Source organism: Microbacterium sp. A20, assembly GCF_004794515.1.
Classification (GTDB): domain Bacteria; phylum Actinomycetota; class Actinomycetes; order Actinomycetales; family Microbacteriaceae; genus Microbacterium.
Map to the genome: position 1 here is coordinate 1 of NZ_SSDF01000071.1, position 17,028 is coordinate 17,028.

The 17,028-nt window shown below is 69.2% G+C and carries 17 protein-coding genes; 3 read left to right on the forward strand and 14 right to left on the reverse strand.

The window, feature by feature from the left end; genetic code table 11:
• Positions 1–125: 125 nt before the first annotated feature.
• From DW298_RS07705 to DW298_RS07765, 13 genes are all read right to left on the reverse strand, one after another.
• Positions 126–926, reverse strand: coding sequence for an alpha/beta hydrolase (locus DW298_RS07705; protein WP_136041871.1), 801 nt, complete (start codon positions 924–926; stop codon positions 126–128).
• Positions 927–1,064: 138 nt separating this feature from the next.
• Positions 1,065–2,531, reverse strand: coding sequence for a catalase (locus DW298_RS07710; RefSeq protein ID WP_136041872.1), 1,467 nt, complete (start codon positions 2,529–2,531; stop codon positions 1,065–1,067).
• Between the two features lie 66 nt (positions 2,532–2,597).
• Entirely contained in the window at positions 2,598–3,020 is a 423-nt protein-coding gene (locus DW298_RS07715) for a Fur family transcriptional regulator (protein ID WP_029264333.1), read from the reverse strand.
• 79 nt (positions 3,021–3,099) lie between these two features.
• Positions 3,100–4,065 (reverse strand): squalene cyclase, encoded by a 966-nt coding sequence (locus DW298_RS07720; RefSeq protein ID WP_136041873.1) that lies wholly within the window; start codon positions 4,063–4,065, stop codon positions 3,100–3,102.
• A 44-nt stretch (positions 4,066–4,109) separates the two neighbouring features.
• A complete protein-coding gene (locus tag DW298_RS07725; protein WP_240745056.1) occupies positions 4,110–4,766 on the reverse strand; it encodes a histidine phosphatase family protein in 657 nt (218 codons plus the stop codon).
• Positions 4,767–4,813: 47 nt separating this feature from the next.
• Positions 4,814–5,785: a glycoside hydrolase family 130 protein gene (locus tag DW298_RS07730; protein WP_136041874.1), complete on the reverse strand. Its 972-nt coding sequence runs from the start codon at positions 5,783–5,785 to the stop codon at positions 4,814–4,816.
• Between the two features lie 28 nt (positions 5,786–5,813).
• The gene (locus tag DW298_RS07735) at positions 5,814–6,656 is read right to left on the reverse strand and encodes a carbohydrate ABC transporter permease (RefSeq protein WP_136041875.1); all 843 of its coding nucleotides are present in this window, start codon (positions 6,654–6,656) and stop codon (positions 5,814–5,816) included.
• Positions 6,653–7,549 carry a sugar ABC transporter permease gene (locus DW298_RS07740; RefSeq protein WP_136041876.1) on the reverse strand — a complete coding sequence of 299 codons (897 nt, stop codon included), beginning with the start codon at positions 7,547–7,549 and terminating at the stop codon, positions 6,653–6,655. The genes DW298_RS07735 and DW298_RS07740 overlap by 4 nt, the downstream gene beginning before the upstream one ends.
• 4 nt (positions 7,550–7,553) lie before the next feature.
• Positions 7,554–8,825 carry an extracellular solute-binding protein gene (locus DW298_RS07745; protein WP_136041877.1) on the reverse strand — a complete coding sequence of 424 codons (1,272 nt, stop codon included), beginning with the start codon at positions 8,823–8,825 and terminating at the stop codon, positions 7,554–7,556.
• Positions 8,826–8,863: 38 nt separating this feature from the next.
• Positions 8,864–9,868 (reverse strand): LacI family DNA-binding transcriptional regulator, encoded by a 1,005-nt coding sequence (locus DW298_RS07750; RefSeq protein WP_136041878.1) that lies wholly within the window; start codon positions 9,866–9,868, stop codon positions 8,864–8,866.
• A 270-nt stretch (positions 9,869–10,138) separates the two neighbouring features.
• Positions 10,139–11,059, reverse strand: coding sequence for a J domain-containing protein (locus tag DW298_RS07755; protein ID WP_136041879.1), 921 nt, complete (start codon positions 11,057–11,059; stop codon positions 10,139–10,141).
• A 70-nt stretch (positions 11,060–11,129) separates the two neighbouring features.
• A complete protein-coding gene (locus tag DW298_RS07760) occupies positions 11,130–11,783 on the reverse strand; it encodes a YigZ family protein (RefSeq protein WP_136041880.1) in 654 nt (217 codons plus the stop codon).
• 30 nt (positions 11,784–11,813) lie between these two features.
• A complete protein-coding gene (locus DW298_RS07765) occupies positions 11,814–12,800 on the reverse strand; it encodes an aldo/keto reductase (RefSeq protein ID WP_136041881.1) in 987 nt (328 codons plus the stop codon).
• A 175-nt stretch (positions 12,801–12,975) separates the two neighbouring features.
• Between DW298_RS07765 and DW298_RS07770 the strand changes: the two genes are divergently transcribed.
• From DW298_RS07770 to DW298_RS07780, 3 genes are all read left to right on the forward strand, one after another.
• Positions 12,976–14,259 (forward strand): sensor histidine kinase, encoded by a 1,284-nt coding sequence (locus DW298_RS07770; RefSeq protein ID WP_240745057.1) that lies wholly within the window; start codon positions 12,976–12,978, stop codon positions 14,257–14,259.
• On the forward strand, positions 14,256–14,879 hold the full coding sequence (locus DW298_RS07775) for a response regulator transcription factor (RefSeq protein ID WP_136041883.1): 624 nt from the start codon (positions 14,256–14,258) through the stop codon (positions 14,877–14,879). The genes DW298_RS07770 and DW298_RS07775 overlap by 4 nt, the downstream gene beginning before the upstream one ends.
• A gap of 101 nt (positions 14,880–14,980) precedes the next feature.
• Complete coding sequence (locus DW298_RS07780) at positions 14,981–15,421, forward strand: DUF2871 domain-containing protein (RefSeq protein WP_136041884.1); 441 nt, start codon at positions 14,981–14,983, stop codon at positions 15,419–15,421.
• Between the two features lie 22 nt (positions 15,422–15,443).
• Here DW298_RS07780 and cycA read toward each other — a convergent pair whose 3' ends face one another.
• The gene (cycA, locus tag DW298_RS07785) at positions 15,444–16,919 is read right to left on the reverse strand and encodes a D-serine/D-alanine/glycine transporter (RefSeq protein ID WP_136041885.1); all 1,476 of its coding nucleotides are present in this window, start codon (positions 16,917–16,919) and stop codon (positions 15,444–15,446) included.
• Between the last annotated feature and the right edge of the window lie 109 nt (positions 16,920–17,028).

Sequence of the window (17,028 nt, forward strand, 5' to 3'; positions counted from 1 at the left end):
AGTGAAGGAGAACTCACGGAAAGAAGGAGTGGATGCCGCATCCGCTCCTTCATTCCGTGCGAACTCCTTCGCAACGGGCGGAGCGGCGGACGGACGGACGGGCGGACGGACGGGCGGACCGGCGGCTACGCCTCGCCAAGGAAAGCCAGCGCCGCTTCCTTGAAGTCCCGCGAGCCCGGAGCGTTGAAGTGGTTCCGGTTCGGGATCTCGAAGAAGCGACCGTCGGGGGCGGCGGACGCCAGCGCCCGTGAGCCCTCGATGATGGCATCCTTCGATCCCGTGGCGAACAGGATCGGCCGGGTCGGCGCATCCGAAGGGTCGGGGTCGATCATGCCCGACGACCGCATGCCCTCCGCGAGCGCGACCAGCGCCTGCAGGTCGTTGCCGGGCACCCGCTCCGTCAGCGCGATGTAGTTCTGCGTCGTGGGGTCTTCGACGGGAGTGCCGTCGGCGATGTACGTGCGCACCTGGTCCAGGTCGAGACGGGCCAGGGGGATGCCGTCCGGCACTCCGCCGAGTACCGCCCGCCCGATGCGGTGCGGCAGCTCGCGCACCACCTCCCAGCCCACCCGGGCGCCCAGCGAGTAGCCGACGTAGAACGCGTCGTCCACGAGATACGTGTCCATCACGGTCTCGACATCCGTCACCAGAGTCCGGATGCGGTAGCCCTCCGGGTCGTGCGGCTTCTCGCTGCGCCCATGGCCGCGCTGATCGAGCGCGAGCACCCGATAGCCCGCGCGGGTGAGCTCGCGCACCCAGCCCGTGAGTACCCAGTTGTCGCGGGCGCTCGACGCGAAGCCGTGCACGATCACCACGACCGGGGCGTCGAACTCGCCCCAGGTGTAGGTCGCCAGCCGTGTGCCGTCCGCGGCGTACACGTGCTGAGGGTCGGGCATGCTGGTCAGGTCGGAGAGGGGGGTGGCCACCCCTCCATCTTGGCCCTGTTCCTGCGCGGTGGCCCCGGTGCAACCCCGAGACCCCGCCCTGACGCCGAGACCCCCTCCTGCCGACGTGGGCAGGAGGGGGTCTCGGCGCGAAGACGGAGTCTCAGCGGATGACGCGGATCAGACCCGATCCCGCAGGGCTGCGCCGAGCTCGGCATCCACGTTGGTCCAGTACTGGAAGAACCGCTCGCGGATGTCGTCGACCGTGATGGAGCGGCCCTGGCCGGTGAGGGTCTCCAGGAAGCGTGCACGCTGCTCCCCGTCGAACACCTCACGGTAGAGCGTGCCCGCCTGCCCGAAGTCGTCGTCCTCGGCGTGCAGGGTGGCGGCGGAGCGCACGAGCTCTCCGTCGGCCTCCCAGTTCGCCTCGTGCGCCACGGTCGGATCTGCTTCCGGGCCCCCGGCCGTGCCGAACGAGTTCGGGTGGTAGGTGCGGTGCGCGGCGTCGTTGAACTGGTACCGCATCGAACCCTCGTGCTGGTAGTTGCGCGACTCGGCGGCGTGCGGCTGGTTCACCGGCAGCTGGTTGTAGTTCGGGCCGATACGGTGGCGCTGCGCATCCGGGTAGGCGAAGATACGACCCATCAGCATCTTGTCCGGCGACAGGCCCGTGCCCGGCACCTGATTGCCCGGCGTGAAGCCCGCCTGCTCGATCTGAGCGAAGAAGTTCTCCGGGTTCCGGTTGAGGGTCAGCGTGCCGACCTTGATGCGCGGGTAGTCCTTGAGCGAGATGGTCTTCGTGAGGTCGAACGGGTTGAAGCGATAGTCCTTCGCCTCGCCGTACGGCATGATCTGCACGTAGAGGTCCCAGGAGGGGTGCTCGCCGCGGGCGATCGCGTCGAACAGGTCGCGACGGTAGTGGTCGGCGTCGGATCCGGCGAGCTGCTGCGCCTCTTCGGCACCCATCGCCTCGACGCCCTGGTGGGACACGAAGTGGTACCGCATCCAGAACAGCTCACCGGCGGCGTTCACCCACGAGAAGGTGTGCGAGCCGTAGCCGTTCATGTGCCGCCAGCTGCGCGGGAGGCCGCGGTCGCCCATGAGGTAGGTCACCTGGTGTGCGGTCTCGGGCGAGAGCGTCCAGAAGTCCCACTGCATGTCGGGGTCGCGCAGGCCCGAGTCGCCGAGGCGCTTCTGCGAGTGGATGAAATCGGGGAACTTCATCGCATCGCGCAGGAAGAACGTCGGGGTGTTGTTGCCGACGATGTCGAGGTTGCCCTCTTCCGAGTACAGGCGCAGCGAGAAGCCGCGCACGTCGCGCCACGTGTCAGGGGAGCCCTGCTCGCCGGCGACCGATGAGAAGCGGATCAGCGCCTCGCTCTTCGCGCCCGGCTGGAACACGGCCGCCCGCGTGAACTGCGACACGTCTTCGGTGACGACGAACTCTCCGAACGCGCCGCCGCCCTTCGCGTGCGGGTTCCGCTCCGGCACACGCTCACGGTTGAACGCCGCGATCTTCTCGACCAGGTAGTGGTCGTGCAGGACCGTGGGGCCATCCGGGCCGACCGTCAGCGAGTGCTCGTCGCTCACGATCGGGGTGCCGGCCTGGGTCGTGGTGGCCGGACGGCCGGGAACAGGGTTCGTCATGGTTCTCTCCTTCTGCGCGCAGGCGCGACGAATACACCCATCCGCGGATGGGCGATCGGCGAGCGGCTATTGCGCGGCGTTCTGGCAGCTGGGGCAGAGGCCCCAGAAGGTGACCTCGGCGGTCTGGACGGTGAATCCGCCCGTCGAGGACGGGGTGAGACACGGCGCTTCGCCGACCACGCAGTCCACATCGCCGACCGCACCGCAGGAGGTGCAGACGACGTGGTGGTGGTTGTCGTCGATGCGCCGCTCGTAGAGCGCCGCGGAGCCTGCCGGTTCGATCCGGCGGATGAGACCCGCCGTCGTCAGGTCCGCGAGGATGTTGTGCACCGACTGGATCGACGTGGTCGGCAGCACTTCGGACACGGCGCGGTAGACCCGCTCCGCATCCGTATGGGCCATGGAGTCCAGAGCCTCGAGAACGGCGACGCGGCCCGCGGTCGCACGCAGCCCGGCAACGCGAAGCGCCGAGTCGAGTTCCGTCTCCATGGTTCGAGCATACCCGTTCATTTGAATAACTCAAAAGAACGCATATCGGGATGCTGCCCCGCGCCGGTGGTCTCGCGGCTCAGGCGCCTTCAGCCCAGTCGAGCACGCGGGTGCCGATCAGCGTGAGCCAGCGGGAGGGGTGGCCCTCCCCGACGTCGACGGGAAACCAGGTGCGACCGGCGAGCGGAGTGCTCTGCACCCACGTGCCGTCCGCCCGTCGCGCGGCGCGCACCAGCTCGACGGCATCCGCGATCCGGTCGTCGGGGTCGACGCCTTCGACGAGCGACACCTCGCGGAAGTGGTCCAGGGCCGTGAGCGCGCTGTACCGGTGTCGACTCGGATACACGAAGCGCCCCACGAACGGGCCGACCTGCTCTCCGGTCGACTCGCGGTACAGCAGCCGCCGTCGCAGCAGGTACTCCTCGCCCGAGTGCCGCGCCTCGCGCAGTGACGTGTCGCCGGTGAGTCGCTCATAGGCGAGCATCCCGCGCACGGCGTTGAGCGTGGAGTGGAACGACGACCGCACCGAGTCGCCCTCCTCCGCCTCGCAGTTCCACCCGCCGTCCTCCAGGCGGTGGGCCGGGAACCAGCGGGCGAGGGCTGCGACGTCCGCTCCCAGCCACGCGCCGTTCGCCAGCGTGTACGCGTTGATGCACACGTCGACCTCGCCGCCCCAGTAGGGCAGGTCCTCGTACTCCCACCGGCTGTTCCGCGCCAGACGCTCCGCGGTGTCGCCGAGCACATCGGCATCCACTCCCCACTCGCGCAGAGCGTTCAGCGACCAGGTCGTGGCCGTCCACGGCTGCCCCGGCTCCTCTGCCTCCGGGCTGCCGAAGAAGCCCGCCGGGAAGTAGGCGCCCCCTGCCCACTGGCCGTCGTCGTCCTGTCGCGCGAGGAGCGCGGCGCCGAATCCCTCGGTCGCCACCCGGGCGCGCGTCGCCTGCCACACCTCTTCGGGCTCGTGGAGCAGGTCGCGCTCCACCTGCCAGCGCAGCGCGGGGTCCCCGTCGAGCAGCCAATCCGTCGTCTCGGTCGCGATCGCCATGCGGGCACGCTACTCCTCGGTGCGACGGACCGACACCCGTCCGATCAGGATTCGGCCGGTGCCGAAGGCAGCTCGGGGCCGTAGTTCCACGACAGGATCGCGGGCTGCTCGCGCGCGAAGCCGAGCACCGAGACCGATCCGGCATCCAAGCTGATCTGGGCGCCGAACCGCGGAGCGAGTCGCAGGTACACCGCCGTCAGGATGCGCAGGAAGTGGCCGTGCGCCACCAGCGCGACATCGCCCTGCGCCATCGCCGGCAGCACCCGGGTGAGCACCCGCGACGCCCGCGCGGCGACCTCTTCCACGGTCTCCCCGGGGGTGCTCCCGCTGATCACACCGTGGGAGAACGTGCTCCAGCCGTAGCCGAGTTCCGCGCGGATGTCCTTCGTCGTGCGGCCCTCGTATCCGCCGTAATCCCACTCCACGAGGAGGGGGTCGATCTCGGCGTGCAGACCTGCGAGCTCCGCGGTGCGCTGCGCCCGCACGAGAGGAGAGGTCAGGATGAGCGAGAAGTCGTAGTCCGCCACCAGGGCGCCGGCGCGGCGGGCCAGATCCTCCCCGCGCGCCGTGAGGGGGATGTCGGTGAGCCCGGTGTGTCTGCCGGCCCTGGACCATTCGGTCTCGCCGTGGCGCAGGAGGACCAGCTTTCCGGACGGTGCTTCGGAGACGGGGTGGTCGACGATCGATTCGCGTGCAGGCACAACGACACCGTAACCCGCGCCGGCCCCCTCCGCGGCCTCAGCCCCGGTCAGGTGCGCAGCGCCCGGCCCCACGGCTCGGCCGGATCGTGAATCGCCACGGCCAGCGTCGTGTCGGACTGACCGTAGTACGCGAACCACTTGTCCTGGAACTTCACGAGCCCCTCCACGAAGGTCACGTTCGAGACGAGCCCGTGCATGTCCTCGAACGTCTGTGGGCGCAGCCAGGGCTCCTGCAGCCGCGCGATGACCTTGGTCGGCTCATCCGGATCGATCGCGATCTGCCCGCAGCGGTAGTCGACGTCGACTGTGCCGTCCTCGTGCACGACCCGGGTGGCGCCGTTCGTGAGGAACAGCAGCAGGCCGTTGTCGGTGACGACGGGTGAGGTGCCGATCTCGACCAGCGCCTCGTCCCAGGTGCCCGGCGTGGGCGAGTACATCGGCTCGGTGTCGGCGGTGCCCGGAGTCCAGTGGATCAGGTCGTCGCTGGTCGCCCAGTAGATCGCGCCCTCGCCGAAGTACATCCACCACTTGCCGTGCATCCGCTGCGGCACGATCACACCCGCCTTGGACCAGTTGAACCCGCGCGGGTCCATGGTCTTGAAGGTGTCGAAGTCGTCGAACAGCGGACCGTGCTTGGTCCACGTGCGCAGGTCGGTCGAGGTCGCCAGGCACAGCTGCGCGCTCCGTCGATCCCAGCCCGTGTACGTGAGGTAGTAGGTGCCGTCGATCAGCGCGATACGCGGGTCTTCGCAGCCGTACGTCTCGTAGTCCTCCGAGGGGGAGAGGATCGGCGCATCCTCGCGCGTGAAGTTCACGCCGTCGCTCGAGCGGGCGATGCCGATGTGGGAGATGATGTCGTCGGCGTGCGCCCGATAGAGCAGCACCACCTCGTCGCCGTCGACGAGCGCCGCCGGGTTGTAGAGGTTCGCCGACTCCCAGCTGGCGCCGCGCGGACGCAGGATCGGGTTGCCCTCGAACGGGACGAATGGACCGAGGGGGAAGGATGCTCCGGTGAACATGGATGCCCTTTCTGGCTGAGTTGCGGGGTCAGCCCTTGACGGCTGCACCGAGGTCGGTGGCGCGGAAGAACCGCTGGAAGACGATGAACAGGATCACGACGGGGAATGCGAGCGCCGCGGCACCCGCGAGGATCGCGCCGTTCGGGTTCGCGGTGGACTGCGCGACGTTGGAGATGTAGTTCGCGAGGGAGACGGCCAGCGGCTGCAGGCTCGCATCCTTCGTGATGAGGAAGGGCCAGAGGAACTCGTTCCACGGCCCGATGAAGGTGACGAGCACGACGGTCACGAGCACCGGCTTGATCAGCGGGATCGCGACCGACGTCAGCAGGCGGATCTCGCCGGCGCCGTCGATGCGCGCGGCCTCGAAGATCTCCACGGGCAGTGCCTTGAAGAACTGCACGAAGATGAACACCGCCGTCGTGTTGATCAGGAACGGCAGGATCATGCCCAGATACGAGTCGCCGAGGCCGTAGCTGCGGGTGATCTGCACGTAGAGCGGGATCATCAGCAGCTGGAACGGCACCATCTGCACGAGCAGCATCAGCACCCAGATCACGCCCCGCCCGCGGAAGTCGAGGCGCGCGATCGCATAGCCGGCGAGCAGGCCGAACACGACCGTGCCCAGCAGCACGCCGGCCGTGAAGATCAGTGAGTTCAGCAGCGAGCCGACCAGATCGATGCGCGAGTCGATCGCGACGAAGTTGTCGACGGTCCATCCGCTGGTCGGGAACAGCTCGCTCGGGGAGTTCGTCGGACTCTCCTGGAACGCCCCCACGATCATGAAGTAGAACGGGAAGGCGAAGCCGATGGCCGCGATCGTGAGCAGGATGATGCTCAGGATGCGGGGCAGTGAACGCTTCTTTCGCATCATCGCTCCCTGGTCGCGCGGTTGGCCGCCAGCGACAGCATGCCGACGAGGACCACGAGGATCATGCCGATGGCTGCTGCGGTGTCGGGGTTCTGCTGCTGGATGCCCAGCTGGTAGATGAGCAGCACCGGGGTGGTCGATGCGCCGTCCGGGCCGCCACCGTTGGTGAGCAGGTAGGGCTCGGTGAACAGGTTGGCCCCGGTGATGATCGACAGGATCAGCACCAGGGTCGTGGCGCTGCGCACGCCGGGGATCGTCACGTGACGGAACCGCGAGAGCACCCCGGCGCCGTCGGTCTCGGCCGATTCGTACAGCTCCCTGGGCACGTTCTGCAGCGCGGCCAGGTACAGCAGGATGTAGAACCCGAGCTGCTTCCAGGTCACGTAGAGCGCGATCATCGGCATCGCGAGCCCGCTGTTCACGAGCCACGACGGATCGGGGGCGAGGGGGCCGAGGATCGTGTTGATCAAGCCGTTGCCCGAGAACAGCAGCATCCACACGCCCACGAGTGAGACGCTCGCGGTCAGGTACGGCACGTAGAACGCGACCCGGTAGGCCGCGACCCACTGGATGCCGGTGTTCAGGGCCGCCGCGAGCACGAGCGCGAGCACGGCCGTGAGCGGCACATTGATGACCAGGAAGATCAGGGTGTTGCGGAAGGATCCGAGCACCCGGGGGTCGGTGAGCACCGTGACGAAGTTGTCGAAGCCGACGAACGGCCGCTCGACCTCGGTGCCCGGTGCCGTGAAGAAGTAGTCGTGGAAGGCGATGTAGACCGCGAACGCGAGCGGGTACGCGAAGATCGCGAGCACGAACACGAAGTACGGCAGCGCGAACAGGCCGCCGATGGGTTGCGCACCCAGCCATCGGGTGCGCAACCGCTTTCGGTCGGTCATGACGTCACTCGGCGACGAGGTCATCGATCTTCGACGCGGCGTTGCCGAGGAAGTCGTCGATCGACTCCTTGTCGAAGATCACGGCGGAGGAGTACTCGTCACGGAAGGCCTGCCACGCCTCGACCGAGTTAGGGATGCTGGGCACGTCGGCCGTCTTCTCCGCCTGCTCGGCGAACGCGACGTAGTTGGGGTTGGCGTCGAAGTAGTCGCCGTAGGTGTCGGTGAGATCGGTGCGCATCGGCATCTGCCCGGTGGCCTCGAGAAGCTGTCCGTCGCTCTCCTCGCTCGTCGAGAACTTCAGGAACTCCCACGCCGTGCCCTGGTTCTCGCACGCCGTGAACATCGACACGCTCTTGGAGTCGGCGAAGGTGGTCGGGTTCTCCCGGCCGTCGCTGGTCGGCACCGGCATGAAGCCGACGTCGACCGTCTCGGCGTACGACGGGATCGCCCACGGGCCGGCGAGCTGCATCGCGGTGGTGCCGGCCGACATCGCGTCGTCGGTGGAGGCCTCGTTCGGAGAGAGCTTCTCGTCGTAGAACGTCTTCCAGAACTCGGACACGGTGCGTCCGGCATCCGAATCGAACGTGGACTTGCCGTCCTCGACCAGCATCGTTCCGTCGGTCTCCGCGAGATACAGCGGGTAGAAGTCGAACCACGGCTGATAGAACTCGCTGGTCGGTGCGGGCCAGATGGCGCTCTGCACGCCGGAGTCGACGATCGCGCGCGATCCCTCCAGGAAGGCGTCGTACGTGTTCATCTGCGGGTTCTCCGGGTCGATGCCCGCCGCCTCGAACAGCGCCTTGTTGTACATGACCATGACCGGGTTCGACTTCCAGGGCAGCTGGTAGAAGCTGTCGTCGGTCGCATAGGCGTCGACGTCGCCGCCGCGCTCGGTGATGTAGTCGCTGCCGCCCTCGATGCTGCTGAGGTCGACGAGGCCACCCTGCTTGACCCAGCCGGAGACCGCAGCCGGTGCCACGTTGTACACCAGGCAGGGCGCGGTGCCGGCGGTGATCGCGGCGGTGATCGCCTCTTCCGACGACGAGCCGGCGGGGATCTCCTGGGCGTTCACCTTCTCGTCGGGGTGCTCCTTGTTCCAGGCGTCCACGACGGCCTTGCCCCAGGCGACCTCCTGCTCGTTGTTCGAGAGCCAGACGTCGATGGGCCCGGTGCCGGACGCTTCGCCCTCCCCTCCGCCACCTCCTCCGCCGGAGCATCCGGTGGCGATGAGCGCGACGGCGCCGATGAGTGCGACAGCACTGATCTTCTTGTTCATGGTGTCCTCCTCGACACGGTGGGTGATGACTGGGCGGGTTATGCGGTTGCGGGTGCCGCTGTGCTCTCGCGGAAGTGCACGACGTTGCAATCGACGATCTCGGTGCGCGGCTCCGCCCCGAGGATGTCGGCCTGCAGCAGTCGGGCTGCGGCGCGACCTCGCGCGGCCGGATCCGACGAGACGCTGGTCAGCGCGGGGGAGAGATGGGCGGAGAGGTGGTCGTCGTCGAACCCGGAGATCGCGAGGTCGCGCGGGATCGCGAGACCCTGCGATCGCGCGTAGGACAGGCCGGCGATGGCCATGGTGTCGTTCGAGTAGAGGATCGCGGTCGGGCGGTCTGGCAGGGCGAGGAGCTCGGCCGTGCGGGTGCGTCCGCTCGCCGCGGTGAAGTCGCCCTCGCGGAGCAGCTCGTCGTCGCCGATCGCCTCGACGAACGCCTCTGCGCGCGCCTTCGAGTGCACGTAGTCGAGCGGCCCGGAGACGTGGGCGATGCGCTCGTGGCCGTCGGCGCGGAGCCGGGTGATGATCTCGCGCACCGGCGCGGCATCGTCGGTGCGGACGCACGAGAACCGGGTCGGCCGGTCGTAGGCGCCGACCAGCACCGTGGGCAGGCCCAGGTCGTCGAGGAACGGCACGCGCCAGTCGTCGGTGCGCAGGTCGAGCAGCAGGGCGCCGTCGGCGCGGCCGTGGGTGAGGGTGCGGTAGGCCCGCTCCTCGGCGGCGCGGTCGGGCACGACCTGGAGCAGGAGCGCCGTCTCGGTCGTGGCGAGCACGGACTCGACGCCGGCGATGAAGGCGGGGAAGAAGGAGTCGTTCGCGATGACCTCGGGGTCGCGGGCCAGCACCACGGCGATGGCGTTGGCGCGTCGGGTGGCGAGGGCGCGTGCGCTCTGACTCGGCACCCAGTTGAGCTTCTCGGCGGCGGCGAGCACCTTCGTCCTGGTCTCCTCGGAGATCGGGCGATTGCCGCTGAGCGCATGGGAGACGGTGGCCTTGGTCACGCCGGCCTCGCGGGCGACATCGGCGATGGTCGTGCGGCTCACAGCCACCTCCTCATGGACCTGGACGCACCGAGATGTTCATCGGTGAACCGGTTTGATGAGTGTAAACCGGTTTGACAGTGACTGTCAACGGATGTCGCCGCCGGACCGGTCGGTCGACAGTCCGGGTCAGCGGCGGACGATTCGCCGATGTGGTGACGATTCGCCGAGGAATCCCTCCGGATCTCTCGGTGAATCGTCCGGGACTCCGCGGATCGTCGGGGCCGGGCGGCCGGCCGGTCGGGCCGGGTCGAGGCCGGGGCCGGGGCCGGGTCAGACGAAGCGGACGGTCTGCTGCAGCCGGGTGCGCACGTCGAACAGCTCGTTGCCGCCGATCGCCCGTGCCTGCGGAACGCCCTGACGCAGCACCATCGCCAGCGCGCTGCGCCGCACCACCACGACCGGGACGCCCCGGGTCGTGCCCAGCGGGGTGACCGCCTGGGAGAGGTCATCGTCGGGCAGCACGATGATCGCTCCGCCGAACTTGACGCGGGCGGCCTTGGCGACCGTGCGCATGCGGCCGAGCGCGGCGGTGACGGGCGCGCGGGTGCCGAGGCTCGGGCCCGTGATTTCACCGCGGCGGAAGCCGACCATTCCGCCGAAGTCCTCCGACATCACGCCGTACAGTCCCGAGGGGCCGAGCACCACGTGGTCGAGCTTGTCGTCGGCATCCGCTCCGGCGGCGACGTCGTGCCACACCGTGTAGCCCATACCGAGGTCGGAGACCGTGCGCGCCGTGGCCTCTTCCGCCAGGGCATCGGCGAGGAGCCGGCGCAGATCGCGCGGCGCCGAGCGCACGAGTGCGGGGTCGTAGGGGTCGGGGACCTCGACACCGCGGCCGGCCCATTCGCGGATGAGGGTGAGGTAGCGCTCCCGCCGCCAACCGCCGGGGTGGCCGTACGACCGGGCGCGGGGGCGGGTGTCGGTGCGGGTCGGCGGTGGCCGCCATCCGCTCCACTCGGAGCCGGCCTCGTGGGTCACACCCGTCCGGCGGTCGTAGGCGGCACGGCCCTCTGCGGTGCCGACCAGTTCCCAGGCGCGCTGCACCTGGATGAAGACCGCCGCGTCGCCGCCGGTGTCGGGATGCGTCTGACGCAGGCGCAGACGGTAGGCGCGGCGCAGCTCGACGTCGTCGACGCCGGGGTCGACCTCGAGGATCTCGTAGGCCGAAGCCGAGAGCGGACTGTCGAACATCGCTCTCCCTCCGCGACCGCGGCATCCAGGATATCCGCCGATCCTTGTGGTTTCGCCGATCCCGCCGGCGTCAGCCGGGGACGTCTACGATGCGCTCGACGCCGAGGATGGGGACGACCGAACCGGCGGATGCCGCGGCCAGGTCGGCGGTGAGGCGAGCGAGCTCGTCCTCGGGCGCCCACAGCTCGAGCATGGCGGTCGCCGCGTACGTCGGCTCGCCCAGCGTCGCGCCGTGATGCGACGCCCAGTCGCGCAGCAGGTTGTCATAGCGCCCGGCATCCGCATGCGGAACCTCGAGCGTCACCTGCCGGAGCGCCGCTCGACGCACGAGCGCGGCCAGGTCGAGAGCCTCCGACACCGCGGAGGAATACGCGCGCACGAGGCCGCCCGCCCCGAGCTTGACTCCGCCGAAGTACCGGGTCACGACCGCGACCACGTCGGTCAGCTCGCGGCGTCGCAGCACCTCGAGCATCGGGACACCCGCGGTGCCCGACGGCTCCCCGTCATCCGACGACCGTGCCTGGTCGCCGAGCAGCCCGGTGACCATCGCGGTGCAGTTGTGGTTCGCATCCCACGCGCGCTTGCGGATGCCGGCGATCACGGCCTCGGCCTGCTCGACCGACGAGACGGGCTCGATGCGGGTGAGGAAGCGCGACTTGCGGATGACCGTCTCGTGCTCGACAGCCGCCGCGATGGTCGCGGGGTAGCTGCGGGGAGAGGTCACTCGCCTCACGATACCGAGGCCGCCGGAGGCTCAACGATCGACGAAGGCCATCTGCTGCGGGTTGTAGCGGTCGCCTGCCACGCCGATGCGCGTGGCGAGTGTCGACAGGTCGGCGACCTCGTCGGCGGAGAGCGCGACGGCGGTGCTGCCCGCGTTCTCGGCGATGCGCGCGGTGCGCCGGGTGCCGGGGATGGGCACGATCCACGGCTGCTGCGCGAGGAGCCAGGCGAGGGCGATCTGGCCCGGTGTGGCATCCCTCGCGGTGGCCAGTTCGGCGACGTGCGCCACGAGCGCCTGGTTCGCCGCCCGGTTCTCGGCCGTGAAGCGCGGGATCGTGGCGCGGATGTCGCCGGCCGCGAAGTCGGCCGCCGTGTCGACCGTGCCGGTCAGGAACCCCTTGCCGAGCGGGCTGAACGGCACGAACCCGATGCCGAGCTCGGCGAGCACGGGGAGGATCTCGGCCTCGGGCTCGCGGGTCCACAGCGAGTACTCGCTCTGGAGGGCTGTGACCGGGTGCACGGCGTGCGCGCGGCGGATGGAGGCTGCCGAGGCCTCGGAGAGCCCGAAGTGGCGCACCTTGCCCTCGGCGATCAGCTCGCCCACGGTGCCGGCGACGTCTTCGATCGGCACCTCCGGGTCGACACGGTGCTGGTAGAAGAGGTCGATCACGTCGGTGCGGAGGCTCCGCAGCGACGCCTCGGCCACCCGGCGGATCTGTTCGGGGCGGCTGCTCAGCCCGACGCTCTTGCCGTCCTCGATGTCCCACCCGAACTTGGTCGCGATGACGACCTCGTCGCGGATCGGCTCGAGCGCCTCGCCGACGAGTTCCTCGTTCACGTAGGGGCCGTACACCTCGGCGGTGTCGAAGAAGTCCACACCGTGGTCGACCGCCGAGCGCAGCACCGCGATCATGTCGTCGCGGCTGCCGGGGTTCGGGCCATAGCTCTGCGACATCCCCATGCAGCCGAGTCCGATCGCCGAGACCTGGAGTCCCTGTCCGAGAGTGCGAGTGTGCATGAGCTGTCCCTTCGTCGTGACCGCGAATCCGATCTGCGGCCGTGGAATCGACGCTACGCGTGGCGGCCGCTGCGAGGGAGGGCCTGACGGAACCCCGCTGGCCGGAGCCTCCCTGGCCACCCGGATCGATCGAACGATGGAGGCGCGCGCGGCCCGTCGGGGGAAGAATGTCAGCATGCCGCCCGCCGAGTCGCCGTCCACCGCGTCGCCGGTCCGCGGCACCCCGCGCACGTGGGCGAGCCTGGTCGGATCCATCCGCATCGGTCAGGCCGTCATCACGGTGGTGCTGCTTGTGGTCGGCGCATGGCGTGCGGCCCTCGACGGTGTGCCGCTGCCGTGGGTCCTGGCGCTCTCGCTCGTCTTCCTCGGTTGGTACGGCGGAGGGCTGCTGCTCAGCGAGCGCATTTCCGACCGCCGTCTGGCCACCTGGTGGTTGCTCGGGCTCACGCTCATCTGGCTCGGAGCGGTCGTCGTCTCGCCGGAGTTCGTATGGCTGGCTTTCCCGCTCTGGCTGCTCGCCGGATTCGTGATGCGGCTGCGATGGGCGCTGCTGCTGAGCGTCGCGATCCTCGCGGTCGTCGTGACCGCCCCGCTGCTCCACACCGGCACGACGAGCTACGCGAACGTGATCGGACCTCTGGTGGGCGGCGTCTTCGCCCTCGGGATCTCCCGCGGGTACCTCGAGCTCGTGCGCGACGGGCGCGAGCGTCGTCGGCTGATCGCCTCGCTCGTGGCGACGCAGGAGGAGATGGCCGCCCTGCAGGATGAGCTCGCCCGCACTCAGCGCGAGTCCGGGGCCAGTGAGGAGCGCACCCGGGTCTCGCGCGACATCCACGACACGGTCGCCCAGAGTGTGTCGTCGATCGGGATGCTGGCGCGCTCGGCGCTGGAGGCGGACGATCCGGCGCAGCGCACCCGCGCCCTCGAGCAGATCGGGGCGCTCGCCGCGGAGGGGATGGCCGATGCGCGACGCATCGTGAACGCGCTGATGCCGGCCGAACTCGAATCCACGGCTCTCGGCGACGCCCTCGCCCGGATGCTGGACCGTCTCGCCGACGAGACCGGGATCGCGACGACCCTGCACGCCGACGATGACCTGCCGTCGCTCGGCCTCGACGTCGAGGTGGCACTGCTGCGGACGGCGCAGTCGGCTCTCGCGAACGTCCGCTCGCACGCATCCGCGTCGCGCGTGGTGGTGACCCTGGCCGATGCCGGGGATGCGGTGCGACTCGACATCGTCGATGACGGCATCGGGTTCGACGCGACGCGGTGGGATGCTCAGGGTGGGGTGGCCGGGCAGGGCGGCGGCTACGGGCTGCGCTCGATGCGCGCGCGGCTGCGGGACCTCGGCGGTGGGCTCGACGTGGAGAGCGCCCCGGGTGACGGTACCGCGCTCTCGGCGCACGTCCCGTTCGGCGGTGCGGCGTCGGTGAGGCGTGGAACGGAGGGCGAGGGATGACCGCGGTGCGTGTGCTGCTCGTCGACGACCACCCCATCGTCCGCGCCGGCGTGCGCTCGCTGTTCGACCGTCGCGATGACGTCGAGGTGGTCGGCGAGGCGGCATCCGGGGAAGAGGCCGTGGCCCTCGCGCGGCACCTGCGCCCCGACGTCGTGCTCTGCGACCTGCGGCTCGGCGAGGGTATGGACGGCGTGCAGACGACGGCGGCCCTGCGCGCGCAGCATCCGGCCCCCGCGGTGCTGATCCTGACGACGTTCGACCGCGACGCCGAGATCCTCGGCGCGATCGAGGCGGGAGCCGCCGGCTACCTGCTCAAAGACGTGGCGCCCGACGACATCGTGCGGGCTATCCGGCAGGCAGCGTCCGGCGGACTCGTGCTCACTCCCGAGCTCAGTGAGCGGGTCGTGCAGGTCATGCGCGCGCCGCGGGTGCGGCTCACGGACCGGGAGCTCGACGTGCTGCGGCTGCTCGACACGGGCGCTTCGAACCGCGAGATCGCGAAGACCCTGTTCGTGACCGAGGCGACCGTGAAGACGCACCTCGTGCACGTGTTCGAGAAGCTCGGCGCCGACAGCCGCGCCCGTGCCATCGCGATCGCCCGCGACACCGGGCTCCTCTGAGCCGGCTTCCTCGGTCCCAGGACCGCCGCGCATCTCAACCGTTCGATGGATCCGGGCCGAGGCGGCTGCGCCGAGGCTGGAATCAGACCGAAAGGAACCCGATGCGCCGCCTCTTCTCCGCCGCGTTCGCCTACATGATCGTGGGCGTCGCCTCCGGACTCTTCTACCGGGAGTTCACCAAGATCAACGACTTCCCCGAGGGGGAGTCGACGCAGCTGGGGCTCGTGCACACGCACCTGCTCGTGCTGGGCTTCGTCGTGCTGCTGATCGTCCTGCTGCTGGAGAAGGTGTTCGCGCTCTCCGAGAGCCGCCTGTTCAGCTGGTTCTTCTGGCTGTACAACGCGGGCCTCGTGCTGACGTCGGCCATGATGGTCTGGCACGGCTGCCTCACGGTGCTCGGCCAGGAGTCGTCGAGCATGATCGCCGGCATCGCCGGGATGGGGCACATCCTGCTCAGCGCCGGCATGGTGCTGCTGTTCCTCGCGCTGCGCAAGCGACTGTTCGCCGCGAAGCCCGCCGCACCCGCCGCCGTCGCGGCCTGACCTGACTCGAGGCCGCCCGAGCTCAATCCGTGTCGGCCTCCACCGAGTCGTCGCGCAGGTGGGCGATGTGCGCCGCATGGCGTGAGAGGTGGTTCGGCGACTTCCGCACGAACAGCCACGCCACGAATAGCAGTACGAACCAGATCGGCGTCACCAGGAGCGCGGTCAGCGTGTCGGGCTGCGTCGTCAGCGCCCACAGGATGAACACGAAGAACGCGAGCACCACGTAGACCATGAACACCCCGCCCGGCATCCGGAACGTGGATGCCGCGACCTTGTCCTTGCGGGTGCGCCGGTACACGAGGTAGCTGCACAGGAAGATCGTCCACACGAACATGAAGCACAGCGCCGAGACCGTGGTCACCATGTCGAAGGCGGTGCCGATGTCCTTGCCCGCGTACAGCAGCACCACGCCGGACAGCAGCAAGATGCACGAGAGGAACAGGGCGTTCTGCGGCACGCGGCGGCGGGAGAGCCGGCCGAAGATCCGCGGGGCGTCGCCGTCCTGCGCGAGGCCGAACACCATGCGCGAGGTCGAGTAGATGCCGGAGTTGGCGCTCGACATGGCCGAGGTGAGCACGACCAGGTTCACGACCGTCGCCGCGATGCCGAGCCCGGCGAGGGCGAACATCGCGATGAACGGGCTCTCCCCGGCGACGTACTCGGTCCACGGGGTCACCGCCATCAGCACGATGAGTGCGCCCACGTAGAACAGCAGGATGCGGATCGGGATGGCGTTGATCGCCTTCGGCAGGTTGCGCTTCGGATCCTTGGTCTCGGCGGCCGCCGTGCCGACCAGCTCGACCCCGACGAACGCGAACACGGCGATCTGGAACCCGGCGACGAAGCCCATGAAGCCGTGCGGGAACATGCCGCCGTGGTCCCACAGGTTCGAGAAGCTGGCGGTCCCCGCGTCGTGCTGGAAACCGGTGAAGATCATCACGAGTCCGGTGATGATGAGCGCCACGATCGCGACGATCTTGATCAGGGCGAACCAGAACTCCATCTCGCCGAACGCGGCGACGGTCGGCAGGTTCAGCGCGAGGAGGATCACGATCACGAGGACGCCCGGGATCCACAGCGGGATGCCGGGGATGAGCGCATCCGTGTATCCGGCGATCGCGATCACGTCGGCGACGCCGGTGACCACCCAGCAGAACCAGTAGGTCCACCCGGTGAAGAATCCCGCCCACGGCCCGAGCAGATCGCTCGCGAAGTCGCTGAAAGACTTGTACTTCAGGTTCGACAGCAGCAGCTCGCCCATCGCCCGCATGACGAAGAACAGCATGAAGCCGATGATCATGTAGACGAAGATCACCGACGGTCCTGCCACCGAGATCGTCTTGCCGCTGCCCATGAACAGGCCGGTCCCGATCGCCCCGCCGATCGCGAGCAGCTGGATGTGGCGGTTGCTCAGCGCTCGCCGCAGATGCTCCTCCTCCTCAACGGCTCCCGTATCGCTCCGGCTTCCGGTTCCCCCCGAATACTGCTTCGTCACTCTCGTCCTCCGGTCTACGTCGACGGTGTCGCTCCGACGGTACCTTTCACCATGCCGAGCGACAGAATCGAGATCCGGGATACCACTTCGCCGAATCGATTCGATAGTC

What these genes read in the sequence shown, in the direction of transcription:
- DW298_RS07710 (WP_136041872.1), bottom strand. Translation starts at nt 2,531, where the DNA reads ATGACGAACCCTGTTCCCGGCCGTCCGGCCACCACGACCCAGGCCGGC.
- DW298_RS07715 (WP_029264333.1), bottom strand. Translation starts at nt 3,020, where the DNA reads ATGGAGACGGAACTCGACTCGGCGCTTCGCGTTGCCGGGCTGCGTGCG.
- DW298_RS07720 (WP_136041873.1), bottom strand. Translation starts at nt 4,065, where the DNA reads ATGGCGATCGCGACCGAGACGACGGATTGGCTGCTCGACGGGGACCCC.
- DW298_RS07730 (WP_136041874.1), bottom strand. Translation starts at nt 5,785, where the DNA reads ATGTTCACCGGAGCATCCTTCCCCCTCGGTCCATTCGTCCCGTTCGAG.
- DW298_RS07735 (WP_136041875.1), bottom strand. Translation starts at nt 6,656, where the DNA reads ATGATGCGAAAGAAGCGTTCACTGCCCCGCATCCTGAGCATCATCCTG.
- DW298_RS07740 (WP_136041876.1), bottom strand. Translation starts at nt 7,549, where the DNA reads ATGACCGACCGAAAGCGGTTGCGCACCCGATGGCTGGGTGCGCAACCC.
- DW298_RS07745 (WP_136041877.1), bottom strand. Translation starts at nt 8,825, where the DNA reads ATGAACAAGAAGATCAGTGCTGTCGCACTCATCGGCGCCGTCGCGCTC.
- DW298_RS07755 (WP_136041879.1), bottom strand. Translation starts at nt 11,059, where the DNA reads ATGTTCGACAGTCCGCTCTCGGCTTCGGCCTACGAGATCCTCGAGGTC.
- DW298_RS07765 (WP_136041881.1), bottom strand. Translation starts at nt 12,800, where the DNA reads ATGCACACTCGCACTCTCGGACAGGGACTCCAGGTCTCGGCGATCGGA.
- DW298_RS07770 (WP_240745057.1), top strand. Translation starts at nt 12,976, where the DNA reads ATGCCGCCCGCCGAGTCGCCGTCCACCGCGTCGCCGGTCCGCGGCACC.
- DW298_RS07775 (WP_136041883.1), top strand. Translation starts at nt 14,256, where the DNA reads ATGACCGCGGTGCGTGTGCTGCTCGTCGACGACCACCCCATCGTCCGC.
- DW298_RS07780 (WP_136041884.1), top strand. Translation starts at nt 14,981, where the DNA reads ATGCGCCGCCTCTTCTCCGCCGCGTTCGCCTACATGATCGTGGGCGTC.